16 protein-coding genes are annotated in these 16,487 nt (G+C 42.5%); 4 read left to right on the top strand and 12 right to left on the bottom strand.

The features are described 5' to 3' along the window. Positions 1-298: 298 nt before the first annotated feature. Positions 299-1,024, top strand: coding sequence for an RluA family pseudouridine synthase (locus ACST14_RS10860; RefSeq protein ID WP_459463462.1), 726 nt, complete (start codon positions 299-301; stop codon positions 1,022-1,024). 10 nt (positions 1,025-1,034) lie between these two features. Here the strand turns inward: ACST14_RS10860 and ACST14_RS10855 are convergent, their stop codons facing one another. The 5 genes from ACST14_RS10855 to ACST14_RS10835 form a co-directional block, all read right to left on the bottom strand. Next, on the bottom strand, positions 1,035-1,442 hold the full coding sequence (locus ACST14_RS10855; RefSeq protein WP_459463460.1) for an RrF2 family transcriptional regulator: 408 nt from the start codon (positions 1,440-1,442) through the stop codon (positions 1,035-1,037). Positions 1,443-1,586: 144 nt separating this feature from the next. Then, positions 1,587-2,054, bottom strand: a complete 468-nt coding sequence (gene rpsG / locus ACST14_RS10850) for a 30S ribosomal protein S7 (RefSeq protein WP_459463458.1) — start codon at positions 2,052-2,054, stop codon at positions 1,587-1,589. Between the two features lie 71 nt (positions 2,055-2,125). Then, entirely contained in the window at positions 2,126-2,524 is a 399-nt protein-coding gene (gene rpsL / locus ACST14_RS10845) for a 30S ribosomal protein S12 (protein WP_459463456.1), read from the bottom strand. Between the two features lie 139 nt (positions 2,525-2,663). After that, a complete protein-coding gene (gene uxuA, locus ACST14_RS10840; RefSeq protein ID WP_459463455.1) occupies positions 2,664-3,854 on the bottom strand; it encodes a mannonate dehydratase in 1,191 nt (396 codons plus the stop codon). A 183-nt stretch (positions 3,855-4,037) separates the two neighbouring features. Further along, positions 4,038-5,501, bottom strand: coding sequence for a DUF4301 family protein (locus tag ACST14_RS10835; RefSeq protein ID WP_459463453.1), 1,464 nt, complete (start codon positions 5,499-5,501; stop codon positions 4,038-4,040). A 99-nt stretch (positions 5,502-5,600) separates the two neighbouring features. Here ACST14_RS10835 and ACST14_RS10830 point away from each other — a divergent pair, with 99 nt between their 5' ends. Continuing rightward, the gene (locus ACST14_RS10830; protein WP_459463451.1) at positions 5,601-7,523 is read left to right on the top strand and encodes a RecQ family ATP-dependent DNA helicase; all 1,923 of its coding nucleotides are present in this window, start codon (positions 5,601-5,603) and stop codon (positions 7,521-7,523) included. On the opposite strand, the gene lon is transcribed toward ACST14_RS10830, so the two are convergent. From lon to ACST14_RS10795, 7 genes are all read right to left on the bottom strand, one after another. Continuing rightward, positions 7,484-9,979: an endopeptidase La gene (lon, locus tag ACST14_RS10825; protein WP_459463449.1), complete on the bottom strand. Its 2,496-nt coding sequence runs from the start codon at positions 9,977-9,979 to the stop codon at positions 7,484-7,486. The two genes, ACST14_RS10830 and lon, sit on opposite strands and share 40 nt — an antisense overlap. Before the next feature lie 80 nt (positions 9,980-10,059). Further along, positions 10,060-10,548 carry a DUF6702 family protein gene (locus ACST14_RS10820; protein WP_459463447.1) on the bottom strand — a complete coding sequence of 163 codons (489 nt, stop codon included), beginning with the start codon at positions 10,546-10,548 and terminating at the stop codon, positions 10,060-10,062. Beyond that, positions 10,549-11,940 carry an RIP metalloprotease RseP gene (gene rseP, locus ACST14_RS10815; RefSeq protein WP_459463445.1) on the bottom strand — a complete coding sequence of 464 codons (1,392 nt, stop codon included), beginning with the start codon at positions 11,938-11,940 and terminating at the stop codon, positions 10,549-10,551. It lies immediately after the preceding gene. Between the two features lie 6 nt (positions 11,941-11,946). Continuing rightward, complete coding sequence (locus tag ACST14_RS10810; RefSeq protein ID WP_459463443.1) at positions 11,947-13,107, bottom strand: 1-deoxy-D-xylulose-5-phosphate reductoisomerase; 1,161 nt, start codon at positions 13,105-13,107, stop codon at positions 11,947-11,949. Continuing rightward, positions 13,104-13,718 (bottom strand): rhomboid family intramembrane serine protease, encoded by a 615-nt coding sequence (locus ACST14_RS10805; RefSeq protein ID WP_459463441.1) that lies wholly within the window; start codon positions 13,716-13,718, stop codon positions 13,104-13,106. The genes ACST14_RS10810 and ACST14_RS10805 overlap by 4 nt, the downstream gene beginning before the upstream one ends. Before the next feature lie 17 nt (positions 13,719-13,735). Next, on the bottom strand, positions 13,736-14,713 hold the full coding sequence (locus ACST14_RS10800) for a polyprenyl synthetase family protein (RefSeq protein ID WP_459463439.1): 978 nt from the start codon (positions 14,711-14,713) through the stop codon (positions 13,736-13,738). Position 14,714: 1 nt separating this feature from the next. After that, entirely contained in the window at positions 14,715-15,929 is a 1,215-nt protein-coding gene (locus tag ACST14_RS10795; protein WP_459463437.1) for an NADH-quinone oxidoreductase subunit D, read from the bottom strand. Between the two features lie 134 nt (positions 15,930-16,063). Here ACST14_RS10795 and rpmG point away from each other — a divergent pair, with 134 nt between their 5' ends. After that, positions 16,064-16,246 carry a 50S ribosomal protein L33 gene (rpmG, locus tag ACST14_RS10790; protein WP_459463436.1) on the top strand — a complete coding sequence of 61 codons (183 nt, stop codon included), beginning with the start codon at positions 16,064-16,066 and terminating at the stop codon, positions 16,244-16,246. Between the two features lie 8 nt (positions 16,247-16,254). Continuing rightward, positions 16,255-16,407, top strand: a complete 153-nt coding sequence (locus ACST14_RS10785; protein WP_459463434.1) for a DUF4295 domain-containing protein — start codon at positions 16,255-16,257, stop codon at positions 16,405-16,407. Positions 16,408-16,487: the final 80 nt, after the last annotated feature.

Genomic DNA, 16,487 nt, shown 5'->3' with positions numbered 1-16,487 from the left:
CTTGTACCTCCAAAATAGACCAACAAAGCAACCCGCCTTGTCGTGAATTTAATCACCGTCTTTTCTTTCAGTCTTGCCCTAGAAACCGTTTGTTCCTAGCGATTGGGAGTGCAAAGATGTAGGATTAATTCTTTATTAACAAATCATGACCTAAACTTTTTACACTATTTTTCGTAATCGACTGAAAATCAAGAGAGGAATTTTTAAAATAAATGAACACACTAAGCATATCGCGAAATAATCCTACCTTTGTGCGAGAATTAGGCGGAGAGATTTTGGCCTATATAATTAAAAGAACATGAAAGACTATCACATCGTATACGAAGACAATCACCTCCTAATCGTGAATAAACGCGCAGGAATTCTCGTACAGGGTGATAGCACTGGCGATGTTACGCTGACAGATGTTCTTAAGAAGTATATCAAGGAAAAATACCAAAAACCTGGTGCTGTATTCTTGCACCCAGTTCATCGCTTAGATCGCCCGGTAAGTGGATTAGTGATTTTTGCTCGTACGTCGAAAGCGCTGGAGCGAATGATGGAGATGTTCCGGAAGCGGGATATTCAGAAAACGTATTGGGCGGTTACTCGTAAGAAGCCGTATCCAGAGAAAGGTAAATTAACGCATTGGCTTGTAAAGAACGAGGCAAAGAATACGACGACGGCCTACGACTATCCAGAAGATAAAGCGCAGAAGGCGGAATTGAATTATAAGATTTTGGGCAAAATCAACTTGCATTATTTAGTGGAGGTTGAACCGATCACCGGAAGGCCACATCAAATTCGCGTGCAATTAGCCACATTAAATTGCCCTATACGCGGGGATATAAAATACGGTTATGATAAACCGAACATCGATGCGAGTATTAATTTACACGCGCGCCGCTTGTATTTCATCCACCCGATTAAGCAAACACCTATTATTTGCAAAGCGGCCGTTCCAGAAAATCCATTCTGGGAAGAGTTTTTAGAATTAGATAATGATGAATTCAAGATGAAAAACTTGGATCACTTATACGAATAAAAAAAGGAGCTTACATAAGCTCCTCTAAGGTCGTATTTTCTAAAACAGATAAGTTGGCATCTCGCCATTTTGTTAGCACTGTTCTTAGTTGACAAGTTTCTTCATCAGCACAGTCATCGCATTTTCCATAAAAGTGTAAGGATACACATAAAGCTGGTGCGATAGGACCGTCGACAATGCGAATGATTTTAGCAAAAGTTACTTCTGCAGGAGGAATGCGTAGGTAATAACCGCCGCCTTTCCCTTTTTGGGACTGTAAAATTCCGTGATTACGTAGCTCTAATAAGATCGCCTCTAAAAATTTCTTAGGTATTCTCTCTGATTCAGCAATGTGCGAAATCAATAAGGGACCCTTTTCGTAGGATTGAGCTAATACTTTCAGTGCCTTTAAAGCATATTTTGCTTTCTTAGATATCATTTTCTGTTTATTGTTGATCAAAGCTAAACAAATTTCAGGAATACTCCATTAGCCCGCTCGATTAAGTACTAATTCCGGCATAAGTTTTAGGGCAAAAAAAAGAGGCTAACCTTACGGCTAGCCTCTTCATATAATTCTACTAAACTAGAAACGGAAGTGAGAGAACGCTTTGTTCGCTTCTGCCATTCTATGTGTATCATCTTTCTTCTTCACTGCTGCTCCCTCACCTTTCGATGCTGCAATGATTTCGTTCGCTAAGCGATCCATCATTGTTTTGTCACCACGCTTACGTGAGTAACCGATTAACCACTTCATTCCCAATGAAACTTTACGTTCAGCTCGTACTTCTGTTGGTACTTGGAAGTTTGCACCACCCACACGACGGCTCTTCACCTCGACTGATGGCATCACATTATTCAATGCTTTTTTCCAAGTTTCTAAACCGTTTTCTTTTGTACGCTCCTCTACTTTGTCTAACGCATCATAAAAGATGGTAAATGCCGTAGATTTCTTTCCATCGTACATTAAGTTGTTTACAAACTTAGTTACTAATACATCCTTAAATTTAGGATCAGGTAATACGTAGCGTTTTTTTGGTTTCGCCTTTCTCATGTTGTTAGTTTTTTAAATTCGACCCAAACTTCTGCTTTAACGAGCATACTGGATCTTTCTGTTAATAATAATTACTTTTTCGCTGCTGCTGCTTGACCTGGTTTAGGACGCTTAGCACCGTACTTCGAGCGAGACTGTAAACGACCAGAAACTCCGGCTGTATCTAAAGCTCCACGAATGATGTGATAACGTACACCTGGTAAGTCTTTTACACGACCACCACGGATCAAAACGATCGAGTGCTCTTGTAAGTTGTGACCTTCACCTGGAATGTAGGCATTCACTTCTTTTTGATTTGTCAAACGTACACGCGCTACTTTACGCATCGCTGAGTTTGGTTTTTTAGGAGTAGTCGTGTACACACGAGTACAAACTCCTCTTCTTTGTGGACAAGAATCCAAAGCTGGTGACTTAGATTTCCAAGTCATTTGCTCACGTCCCTTGCGCACTAATTGCTGAATAGTTGGCATTTTGGAATAATTACCGTTTAAATTTTAAAATTATATAATCCCCGTAAAGCGCAGAAAACTCAATTAGGCAGAGTTCTCCCACACCAATGGGGGTGCAAAGTTAACAATAAGATGCAGAAATAAAAAGGGGGAATGAAAATTATTTCAAAAACCCCCGAATCCCCATTTCCAAGCCTCTGAGTTCGGCTAATCCACGTAAACGGCCGATAGCCGTGTAGCCTGGATTCGTTTTCTTCCCTTCTTGTAAATCGTCTAACATCCGATGTCCATGATCTGGACGGAAAGGCAAGCGGAAATCTTTGCGGCCAGATGCGATGCGTTTGTCCTGCTCATTCACTAGTCCTTTCATCACCCCAAACATATCCACATCACCATCTAAATGATCTGCTTCATGGAAATTTCCATACTGATCGCTGCGAGTTGCACGCAAGTGGATGAAATTAAAGCGGTGGCCTAAACGCTCGACCATCCCCACTAAATCATTATCAGCCCGCACCCCATAACTTCCCGTACAAAAGCAAAGGCCATTCGCGTTACTTTCGTAGGAATTCAATAATTGAAGCGCATCACTTTCCGTACTGACTACGCGAGGTAATCCCAAAATTGGATACGGTGGATCATCTGGGTGAATCGATAAATTGACTCCTGCCTCCTCGGCCGCCGGCGTTATTTCACGGATGAAATCATATAAATTAGCGCGTAATTCCTTCTCCCCCACTTCTGCATAGGTATCCAAAGCCTCTTGAAAAGACTTTAACGTAAAGCTTTCTTCAGATCCAGGAAGACCGGCGATGATATTGCGTATTAGTTTATCTTGTTGTGCCTGCGTAGATCCGTCAAACCATTGTTGAGCGCGCGCCATTTGCTCGCTCATATAATGATTTTCTGCTCCTGGGCGTTTCAATAAAAACAATTCAAAAGCACAAAACTCTGCTGCATCAAAACGCAAGCCCGTACTTCCATCCGGGAAACGAAAATCTAAATCGGTCCGAGTCCAGTCTAAAATGGGCATGAAATTATAGCAAACTACGTCTAATCCAGCCGACCCTAGATTTCTAATAGACGTCTTGTAGTTTTCAATATATTGCTTGTACTTGCCAGAACGAGTCTTAATATCTTCGTGAACAGGAATACTCTCGATCACCGACCAGGTTAAACCAGCCGCTTCTATCATAGCCTTGCGCTCCAGAATATCGCTTAATTCCCAAACTTGTCCATTCGGGATTTGATGCAATGCATTCACAATTCCTGTTGCGCCAGCTTGACGAACATCTGATAATTTAACGGGGTCGTTTGGGCCAAACCACCGCCATGTTTGTTCTAAGGCCATATTAATTTGTTTACTATCTATTTAAAGTCCTTCATCGATTGATTTTACCTATTATAAGGCCAAATAAAAAACCTTGCCTGGAAACCGGACAAGGTTTTTGTAATCAAGCATTTATATACTTCCTTTAAAATCTCTTTCTCAGGGGCGACAAAAATAAGGAGTTTTTTACAAACAAAAAACATACTATCCGTTTTGGTGTGCAGGCCGCACTAAATCGGTCACCGTTTTCACCGGATTAAATGTTTCTAGTGGCACTTCCACGAAAAGCGTATTCCAATCAGACATGGCTCCGTTCCAAAGTCCGGGCAGCTCCATCGCCTTTAATTCTTTTCCATCCTTTGTCTTATCCGTAATAAAACCCGTACTCATATCCCGGTAGTTCAATAAGTTCAAACCACGCGGGGCACAGACTAAATCGACTGGATTAAAATGGGAGGCTTGGTGAAATTTGGCTTTTTGGCCCTCCTCTTTCATATCAATCTGCGCTGATTCTACTAACTGTAAGGTAAAATTCCCTCTCTCATCCCGGCACCAAAAGGGCCCACCACCAGGCTCACCCGTATTTTTCACCACCCCACAAACGCGGGTAGGACGAGCTAGAATGGCACGTATGTTTGCGATTTTTTCAAATTGCGGCAAGGCAGCAAAATCCGCCGACGGTACAAAACCTAGATAGGTCGACATTTCTTCCAATGCCTCATTGATCGTCTCCTCGCTTGGATTTTCTTGCAATTGCTTATCTAGGTGATCGATACCCACTAAAATCCACAACAACAATCCACCCAATGCTTTTTTGTATTCGATGGTAGGTTGTTTTAGTGCATCAGGCACAACATTATCAATATTTTTTATAAAAATCACGTCCGCCTTCAGGTCATTTAAATTCTCTAACAAGGCGCCATGTCCTGCTGGTCTGAAAAGAAGCGAACCATCCGCCTCGCGAAACAAGGTGTTATCGGGATTGACAGCAATCGTGTCCGTAGCGGGCTTTTGCTCTGAAAAGGTGATCTCATAGGTAATTCCAGTTTTTGCTGACCAACTAGGCGAGATACGAGCTACTAAATCCTCGAAACCTCTCCGGTGTTCGGGAGAAACGGTAAAATGTAGACGGGCTTTTTGGCCATCTGAAGCATAGGCTGCCGCCTCCACGATGTGCTCCTCTAAGGGAGTTCGCGCACCTTCCGGATAGGAATGGAAGGCTAGGAGGCCTTTGGGTTTTTGGCCATAATCCATGCCTGCTTTACCTAATAAATGATGCAGAATGTCCGCAGAGTCATCTTTTTCGCCTATGAGGGGCTTTAATTCTGGATAAAATGCAAAACGATCTAATTCATCGAAAAACTTCGTGCACTCCTTGTTTTCTACGCTAGTCGATAAAAACTCGAACAAGGATTTAAACATGCGTGTCGCCGCCCCAGAGGCAGGTACCATTTTTAAAATAGAAAGTGCTGATTTTTGTTGGTCAAAACGATCGACAAACTCTTTGCGCTGCTCGTCCGTAAACTGAAAAATTCCATTCCCGATGGATGCAGATTTCTCCAAATTCATCCAAGGAAATCCGGATTTAAAAAAATCAAGTTGTTGGTTAATTTCAGCGGTGCTTATTCCGCGCTTCGATAATTGAGCTAAATCCTTCTCTGATAACATATCCGCTTTCTTTTGTGTCTAAAAATAAGAATTTCTTCGCAGGAATTCCTAAAAATCTGTTCGAGGAGTTCGTTCTTTTTTGGTAGATTTGTTTAGACGATGGCGGAAATTCAGGACATATTGCAAAAATACTGGGGGCATGCGGCCTTTAGACCTCTGCAAGAGGAAATTATCCAGTCCGTCTTACAGGGACAAGACACCCTTGCCCTATTGCCCACAGGGGGCGGAAAATCGATCTGTTTCCAAGTTCCCGCTATGGCATTACCGGGCATCTGCATCGTCATTACCCCACTGATTGCCTTAATGCAAGATCAAGTAGGTCAGCTAAATCGCCGCGGCATTCCTGCGACGGCCATTTTCTCCGGTCTCCGCAAACGCCAAATCGACATTTTACTGGACAATTGCATTTATGGCAACACGAAATTCCTCTATGTTTCGCCCGAAAGATTAAAAACAGATCTATTCATCGAGCGCGCGAAGCAAATGAATATCAGCCTTTTGGTCATCGATGAGGCCCATTGCATTTCACAATGGGGATATGATTTTCGACCGCCTTACCTGGAGATAGCGGCTTTCCGAGAGAGAATTCCTACCGTTCCCTGCATTGCCCTGACTGCCTCCGCGAATGAGGAGGTTAAAAACGATATCATGGAGAAGCTGCAATTTAAACAAGCAGCTGTCTTCCAAAAAAGCTTTAGCCGCCCTAACCTCTCCTATTCTGTTCTCTACGAGGCCGATAAAGAAAAGAAATTAGCCGAAATGCTTCAACGCGTTCCGGGTTCTTCCATCGTGTATGTTCGCAACCGACGAAAGACGCAAGAGATTGCTGATATGTTGTCTAAAGCCGGATTATCCAGCACTTTTTACCATGCTGGCCTAGGCATAGATGTCCGTTCTGCACGTCAAAAAGACTGGATCGAAGGTAAGATTGATTGTATGGTGGCGACGAATGCTTTTGGCATGGGAATCGATAAACCCGACGTACGTTTAGTCGTACACATGGATCTACCGGACACAATAGAAGCTTATTACCAAGAAGCAGGTCGAGCAGGTCGAGACGAGAAAAAGGCCTATGCGGCCATTTTGTATGAGGAAAAAGATCTTCTGGACCTTGAAGCGCAATGGGAAAAATCCTTTCCCTCCGCTGAGGTAATCAAGCGAACCTACCAAGCGGTGGCCAATTATTTGCAAGTAGCAGAGGGAAGTGGCGAACTACAGAGCTATGATTTTGATTGGATGGACCTGTGCAAACGCTTCAATCTACCTAGTTCGCAGACCTATTTTGCCTTAAAAACGCTAGAAAATGAGGGCTTAATTTTATTGAACGAGGCTTTCCAAAACCCCTCCAAAATCCGCTTCATCGTCAGTTCTACCGAACTATACGACTTCCAAATTCGAAACGAAAAATTCGAATCCTTCTTAAAAGGGCTCCTACGTATCTATGGCGGAAACCTATATACCCAATTTGTCAGCATATCGGAAGCCGATTTTGCCCATCAAATTAAGATTCCTCCTGTAGAAGTGGAACGTAATTTAGCCTTATTGGAGAAATTTGAGCTTATCGAATATGATAAACAAAATGGTCTGCCTAAGCTGGTTTTTTTAACGCCTAGAGCAAATATTGAAAACTTGCCCATCATCTGGGCTGAGTATTTGAAAAAAAAGGAAAGATCTAAGAAGAAGATCGATGCAATCATTCACTATGTGAAACATCCGAACGCCTGTAGGACCTTGTTGATTACCTCGTATTTTGGGGAATCGTTAAAGAAAGCTTGCGGCGTATGCGATAACTGCTTGAAAAGCAAAAAAGAAGCCTCCGGGAAAAATATCCCCGAAGGCCTTGAATCAGAACGCAAATTGATTCTGACTTATTTAAAGAACGGGGCATTGCCTGTTCAAGATCTAGTAGAATGCCTCCGCCCTTTGGCACCTGCTGAGGCGCTTCGCATCATCCAATTTTGTTTAGAGATGGGGGAGATCCATTATACTGCTGCCGATGAACTCGCAGTAGGCTCAGCCTGAAAAACAAATTTCACCGGATTCTTCACTTGCTCTTTTAATAAAGCTAGGGCTAATACTTCCTTCGCATCCTCTACATAATGAAAGCTCAAATCCGAGATATAATGCGCCTCGATTTCCTCCACATCTTTGCGGTTCTTCGAACACATAATGATCTCTTTTATCCCAGCTCTTTTTGCTGCTAAAATCTTTTCCTTGATTCCTCCCACTGGCAATACTTTACCGCGCAAGGTAATCTCTCCAGTCATCGCTAATTTCGACTTCACCTTGCATTGCGTTAAAGCGGATGCAATCGCCGTCAACATGGTGATCCCCGCAGATGGACCATCTTTAGGTACCGCTCCCGCTGGAACGTGAATGTGTAAATTATATTGATCAAAAATGCGGTAATCAATTCCAAACTCGTCAGAATGCGCCTTCAAAAAGCTCAAAGCTGCCATCGCTGACTCTTTCATTACATCTCCTAATTGACCAGAAAGGGTCAATACTCCTTTTCCTCGGCTCAATAATGTTTCGATAAATAAGATATCCCCTCCTACCGGCGTCCAGGCTAAACCAGTCACTACCCCAGCGTATTCGTTACTCTCATACGTATCTTTATCAAAGTGCTCTTGACCTAACAGTTTCACCACATCGGTAGCTGAAATTTTATGCGAATACTCCTGATCCATCGCGATCGACTTCGTGATTTTACGCACCACCCGACCGATCTCTTGTTCTAATTTACGAACGCCAGACTCCCGCGTATATCCTTCGATCACTTTCTGAATCGCTCCATCGTTCATCGAAAATTCTGCTTTTTCGAGACCGTGTTCCTTTTTCTGCTTAGGCAATAAATGTTTTTTCGCGATTTGGACCTTCTCCTCCATCGTGTATCCACTCACTTCGATAATCTCCATACGATCACGCAAAGCTGGATGAACCGTATCTAAATTATTTGCCGTTGCGATAAACATCACGCGAGATAAATCATAATCACACTCCAAGTAATTATCCATGAAGCCACTGTTTTGTTCCGGATCTAAAACCTCTAACAAGGCAGAAGATGGATCTCCACGGTGATCCGAACCCACTTTATCAATCTCATCTAAAATGAACACGGGATTAGATGAAGCAGCTTTCTTAATGCTCTGAATCACTTTACCTGGCATCGCGCCCACATAGGTTTTGCGATGACCTCTGATTTCCGCCTCATCACGAAGACCGCCTAAGGCCATGCGGACATATTTACGTCCCAAAGCCTTCGCAATCGAACGCCCTAATGACGTTTTTCCAACCCCCGGAGGGCCATAAAGACACAATATAGGAGCCTTCATATCCCCTTTCATCTTCAATACGGCTAGGTATTCGATGATTCTTTCTTTCACTTTTTCTAAGCCAAAATGATCTGCATCCAACACCTTCTTCGCCTTCACTAAATCAAAATTATCCTTCGTATATTCTCCCCAAGGCAAATCCGCGATCAATTCAACATAATTCATTAACATCGGATATTCTCCTGACATAGAATTCGTGCGCTGAAGTTTGCTTAGTTCTTTTTGGAAGAAATCATTGACCTCTTTCGACCACTTCTTCTTCGCCCCTTTCGCTCGTAATCCATCCAATTCTTGCTCTGGACTCTCCACGCCTAACTCCTCCTGCAAGACTTTAATCTGCTGGCGAATGTAATAGTCACGTTGTTGTTGATCAATATCACTTGAAGCCTTGCTTTGAATTTCACGCTTTAACTCTAAATGTTGAATTTCTTTCAACATGTGTTCGAGCAAATGGGTGGCCTGTTCGATCCCATCTAAGGTTTCCAATAAAGTTTGCTTTTCTTTCAATTCCGCATTGATGTTTGAGGAAAGGAAGTGCACTAGAAAAGCAGAGGATTCAATATTATCTAAGGCGATTTGTGCCTCGCGAGGAATCTCTGGATTTAAATTTAAAATCTTCAAAGCACACTCTTTCAAAGTTGAAACGAGTGCTCTATTTTCCTTATTTAACTTTTTAGGGAACGTATCCTCGATATAAGAAACGCGAGCTACTAAATTAGGCTCGGTTTTTATGTATTCACTTACTTCGAAACGCTTACGTCCCTGAACGATGATTGTCGTATTTCCGCCTGGCAAAACGAACATTTTTACAATGTGCGCGACCGTACCAATCTTATACAAATCATCTGGAGTGGGCTCCTCTTTCGAATTATTCGCTTGCACTAATACACCAATCGTTCGATCGCCTTTGTAAGCTTTCTTAACCAGACGAACTGATTTTTGACGGGATACCGTAATCGGAATTACCATCCCCGGAAACAAGACAATATTTCGAATCGGAAGGATCGGTAACTGGTCTGACAAAACGCCCATTTTGTCATCGTTGTCCATACCTTCGGACCCGATGGGAATCAATTCTATATTTTCAAAATCAGACATTTCTGAAAGTTGCAAATGCTTAAAAAGGTCATTTGGGTTATTCATACCTCATATTTAAATTCTGCTCCTACATGAGCGAACGATATTAATCAAATTTTATGCCAAAAGACAAGATGGCAGTATGATTATCTTGATAATTGTTGAATCACCTGACTTTTTTGGAAAAGATAGGATTTTTTTTGGCCTGAAAAAGACCACTGAACGATATTCGTTTGGTCATCAAATTCGTCAAAAAAAATAGAGTTCTCTAAATAGGATCCTGCTAAATCCGAGGAGGTGGGAATTTCGACATACACCCAAACCACTTCTTGCTGTAGCTCCGATCCTACCCATCGATAGGGTGTTGAAATTTGCTTGCCAGCGTGAAATCGAAAATGCTTTCTCAGGTAGGAATCTAATACGCGCTCAGAGGCATCATCGCCGGGTATCATCTTAAATTTTTTACCCGTCACCGCACTCATCGTTTGCTCTAAATCATCTTGAAAAAGCCGAAAACTAATTTCCCAAACCTGATCCTTTACATTATAGGTCATCTCCGTCACCGAATTATGAAACGGATGAACCTTCATTGATCCCGGAAAAAGAAGCCCTAAAAATAGAACAAGCAGTTTCAATTAGAAGAAGGCTTTAAAAATATCGTTCCCAAACGTATAAGCCATCAAGGCTAATAAAATCAACATTCCCGCTTGCTGTGCCATTTCTAGTACTTTATCAGAGGCAGGTTTGCCCGTAATCATCTCATAAATCAAGAAGATCGCGTGTCCACCGTCTAAGGCAGGGATAGGTAGGATATTCATAAAGGCCAAAGCCATAGATAACAATCCCGTTAACATCCAGAAACGATTCCAATCCCATACGCCACCGAACATTTGGGCGATTCCAATCGGTCCACTTAATGCTTTCGAAGCTGAAACATCGCCTGAGGCGATTTTCTTGAATCCTTTGATATTATCAGAGATCACCGAAAAAGCACGACCCGTTCCGATACTCGCTGCTTGCATTAAAGAATAATTTTCGTGAGTTACCTCAATCATCATTTCAGGTACAAATCCTATTTGACCGGATGAAGCCACCTGCATGCTCAGCGTATCAGCAATACCTCCACGCAAAATTCCTAAGCGAATCTGCTTTCCTGCTTCTTTCGTTAATAATTCTTTCACTTCGTGGTAGAAATGAACCGGGCCCGCATTCACCGAAGTGATTACATCCCCTTTTTTCAATCCCGCCGCATAAGCCGGTAAAAGCTCCGCTGGTTTAGCGGCCGAAAATTGATCGAAGAAACCCGGCTCTTCTGGCGCAGCCACTTCCGCGACTTTAAACGCTGCCATCGGTTCGATGAAAGCCGCTTTCTTATCGCTTAATTTTTCAATGAAATTCGATGGGATTTTGATTTCGACGGTTTGGTCGCCACGCTGAACTGTATAGGATGAATTCTCTCCTAAAAGCACATCTGAAGTACGTAAATCAGATAATTGTTTGTAATCTGCGCCGTTTACACGGACGATTTTATCGCCTGTTTTTAAACCAATTTGCTGGCCTAATTCCATAGCGACGATACCGTTCTTGTTTAATTCTTCTTTAGAAATAAAGTTATTCCCATTCGAATACGTTAAGCAAACGAAAATCACGACTCCAGTGATGACGTTAACGATCACTCCTCCTAACATAACGATTAGACGCTGCCAAGCGGGTTTAGCGCGAAATTCCCAAGGCTCTGGGTCTTTAGCTAATGTTGCCGCATCTTGCGTTTCATCGATCATACCGGCGATGGAAACATAGCCTCCAAGCGGAAACCAGCCTAAACCGTATTCAGTATCCCCTATTTTCTTTTTGAATAACGCAAAATTCAATACGGTGGGAATAGGGAATAAAAAATCGAAGAAAAGGTAGAACTTCTCTACGCGCATTTTGAACCATTTGGCCGTAATATAATGACCAAATTCATGCAATGTTACTAAAATCGACAATCCTAAAATCAATTGCCCTGCCATTACTAAACCTTCCATAATTCGTTATTTTCTATTTTTGTCTACCCATTCCTGGGCTATTTTTCTACTCATTCGATCACTTTCAATATAATCCTCTAATGTCGGATTCGCCAAAAAAGTTCCCTGACTCATACAATATTCGTTCAAGTCAGACATGGCTAAAAATCCAATCTTATCTTCTAAAAAGGCCGCAACAGCCACTTCATTTGCTGCATTTAACAGGCAAGCCGTATTTCCTCCTTGCTCCAAAGCCTGAAATGCAAGCCCTAAATTACGGAATGTCTTGGTATCCGCCTGCTCAAAAGTCAAAGAAGCATAGTTCCTAAAATCAAAGCGAGGAAAATTCGCCTTCATTCGATTCGGATAGCCTAAGGCAAATTGAATGGGCAATTTCATATCGGGCAAACCTAATTGGGCCTTGATAGACCCATCCTCAAACTGCACTAAAGAGTGAACGATCGATTGTGGATGCACCACTACTTCGATTTCGGAGGGCTTCACATGAAATAACCAAGCCGCCTCGATCACTTCTAATCCTTTATTCATCAAACTGGCGGAGTCGATCGTAATCTTCGCTCCCATCGTCCAATTAGGATGTTTTAAAGCCTGCGCACGGGTTACTTGGGATAATTGTTCCCGATTAAAACCCCGAAATGGGCCGCCAGAGGCCGTTAAAATCACTTTCTCTATCGGATTATGCGCTTCGCCCATCAAGCATTGGAAAATGGCCGAATGCTCGGAATCAACTGGCAAAATAGGCACACCCATCTCCCGTGCTAGTGGCATAATAAGCGCTCCAGCCACCACTAAAGTTTCTTTATTCGCTAAGGCAATCGGCTTGCCTGCTTTTATCGCTTTCACCGTAGGCAATAAGCCTGCGTAACCTACTAAGGCTGTTAACACGATATCCACAGAATCCAAAGTCACCACATCTTCCAGCGCCTTTTCGCCCGCATGAACTTGTATGCCAGTTCCTGCTAAAGCCATTTTGACCTCAGCATATTTCGCTTCATTGCCGATCACCACATGCGCCGGTTTCCAGGCTAAAGCTTGGGTAATCAGTAAATCAGCCTGGTTTTGGGCAGTTAATACCTCCACCGAAAATTCCTGAGGATGCTCCGCAATTACGTCTAGTGCCTGCGTCCCGATGGACCCCGTACTTCCTAAAATCGCAATTCTTTTCATCGAAGCATGGCCGTTATTTGTTCCACAAAACTAATCCACACCTGAGGGTATAAAAGCGTCATCGCCGCGAGTCCAAACAAGGCTCCATATAAATGGGCGCTATGATTCACAAAATCGCGACTACGCTTATCCATTTCCACAGAATACCACGTAAACAGACCCGCATAGATAAATCCTGGAATTCCGAAGAATCCAAATAAATATATTTTCTCTGTGGGAAAAAACAGAATTCCTGCAAAAATCACAGCAGAAACGGCACCAGATGCGCCTAAGGAATTATAATTAGGGTTATTTTTCTGTTTGAAATAGGTAGGCAAATCCGCCACCAATATCGCCAGTAGATAAAAAGCGATGAATAATTCGGACGCAATAGCTGGGAATAATTGATTGAAAATCTGCTCTAATTGTACCCCAAAAAAGAAGAATGAAAACAAATTAAAAAACAAGTGCATAAAATCAGCGTGGATGAATCCCGAACTAATAAAACGCCAATATTCGTTTCTGTGTTGAATCCGATACGGGTTCATGAGCATTTTTCCCATCCAGTCCGGCTTCTGCCAAGCGGCTAGGGAAATGATAATCGTCACAGCAATAAGTAAAATCGAGACCATAGGTAAACAAAACTACGTTAAACTTCTCGATCAACCAACCCGCTCATGAATTTTACCAAGGCTGATTTTTGGTCCGCCGAAATGGCTAAAGATTGAATTTCCGCAAAAGCGGCATCGAAATAAGTACTAATTACAGCTTCTGTTTCCGCCTTTAAACCGAGCGAATCATAGATCGCGGTCACCTCTTTCACTTTTTCTGCAGCGTCGTACTCGGTGGCGGAAACCCAGCGCGTTAAATCGGATAATAAAGATCCCGACGCTTTTTTAAATGCTTTTATCAGTAGATAGGTTTTTTTATTCGCTAAAATATCTCCGCCAGGCTGCTTCCCAAATTTCTCCGGATCACCATAGACGTCTAATAAATCATCTTTCAATTGGAAACCCAGACCGATGGTTTCACCGATGCGGTAAAGTGAATCCGAAACCGACGAAGGCACCGAAGCCAACAAACCGCCCATTTCCATCGAAAATCCGATTAAAACCGACGTTTTCAAGCGAATCATCTCCATGTATTCTTCGACTGTCACGTCATCCCGACTTTCGAAATTCATGTCAAATTGTTGTCCTTCGCAGACTTCCGCAGCAATCCGAGAAAGGCGCCCCAGCAGGTGCTGAAAGTCGGCTAAACTTAAACCTTTAGCCTTATTCAGATATTGATAAGCATTTACTAGCATCACATCCCCAGAGAGAATAGCAATGTTATCATTCCATTTTGCGTGCACTGTTTGCTTGCCGCGACGTAAGGGAGCTTTGTCCATGATGTCGTCATGCATCAACGTGAAATTATGGAAAATTTCTACTGCTAAGGCTGCTGGAACTTGTTTTTCCCAGTCAGATTTGAACAAGGAATAAGTCAATAAGCAAAGGACAGGACGAATTCGTTTGCCCCCTAAACTGAGGAGGTAATGGATGGGGTCATAGAGCTCGCTAGGATTTTGGCCTATATCTAAACGACTGATTTCCTCTTCGAGGGCTGCTAAAAATTCTTTGTTCATTTTATCTATCTACTTCACCCATCACTAGATCTAAGGATCCGATAATGGCTACTAAATCTGCTAAATATGTCCCCTTCGCTAAATAAGGCAGCACGGACAAGTGGTGGAAAGAGCAAGCGCGCACTTTCAAACGTTGTGGAATATCCGAACGACCATCTGTGCGAATGTAAAAACCGAGTTCCCCTTTCGGATTTTCGGCCCTCACATAGGCATCCATCGCTTTAGGACGGATTTTTTTAGGGACCAAAGCCTGAGGATCAAAATCCCTCGTTCTCTTTTCATCCCCTAACAAGGCCACTAGACATTGTTCCATGATCCGAATCGACTCCTCACATTCCCGAATTCGCACGTGATTCCGATCCCAACAATCGCCTACCGAACCCATGGCACCTTCTCCCACAGGAATATCAAATTCTAATTCCGGATAAACCGAATATCCATCGATTCTACGAAGGTCAAAAGGCAAACCAGATCCACGTAACACCGGACCCGTACAACCATAATTTATTGCCGCTTCCAGTGGCAAAATACCCACGCTGGCTGTCCGCTTAATGAATATACTATTATCCTCTACTAATTGTTTTACTTCTTTAATGGTATTCTTTAAAACGGGAATCAATTCTTGTATTTTCTCTTCAAAACCCAAAGGTAAATCATAGAACAATCCTCCCACCCACACGTAATTATACAACATGCGTGCACCTGACAACCATTCCAGCAGTCGCTGAATGTCCTCCCGGTCCCGCATCAACCATAAAAAGGGGGTATAGGCTCCAATATCTAGTCCATACGTTCCGATCGCCACGAAGTGTGATGCGATCCGGTTTAATTCTGCCACCAGAACGCGGATGTATTCAATGCGTTTAGGTAGCTTCCCTGTTAAATCCAGCATCTTTTCCACCGCCATGGCATAGGCATGCTCAGAGTTCATCGCGGCCATATAATCCAAACGATCCACATAAGGGATGATTTGGTTAAAAGGCAGCGCCTCTGCATGTTTCTCGAAGCAACGGTGTAAATAGCCTAAATGAGGAACGACTTCTTTTATCCATTCTCCATCAGAAATTACCTCTAATCGAATCACACCGTGAGTCGATGGGTGCTGTGGCCCTAAGGAAATGATCATTTCCTCCGATTTCAAATCTTCTAGCCGAAATTTATTCGGGTCAGAATTCTTGAAATTTTCGGGAAGAAATTGATACTGGATGGGATTCATTAAGCAAAAATGAGAAATCTAATGGGTAAAAATAAATTTTTACATCTATTTTTAACAAAGGCTTTGGGGGAAAAAGAAATTATCCTACCTTTGCATTCCGTTTCGAGCAGAGGCGGATAAATGATTTATCTATTATGGCAAAGAAAGGAAATCGCATTCAAGTAATCTTAGAATGCACTGAGCACAAAGAAACTGGTCTTCCAGGCATGTCTCGCTACATCACGACAAAAAATCGTAAGAATACGACAGCACGTATTGAGTTAAGAAAATATAACTCTTTTTTGAAAAAAGTTACTTTACACAAAGAAATTAAATAGGTTGATCCATGGCTAAGAAAGTAGTTGCAACTCTGAAAAAAGAAGGCGGCGTTAAGTACGCTAAGATTATTAAGGCGGTTAAGAATCCTACTACAGGAGCTTATACCTTCAAAGAAGAAATCATCCTTCAAGATGACGTTAACGCTGCATTGAGAAACTAATTTTTCAATACCCGTTTACCTATCTTAAAAAAAATAGAGTCCCTTCTTGAAGGGACTTTTTTTATTTTGTTTACCTTCGT

The sequence above is a fragment of the Aquirufa sp. A-Brett2-15D genome (assembly GCF_054558735.1).
Note: the sequence above shows the minus strand (reverse complement) of the source record. Positions and strands in the feature narration are given on the sequence as shown.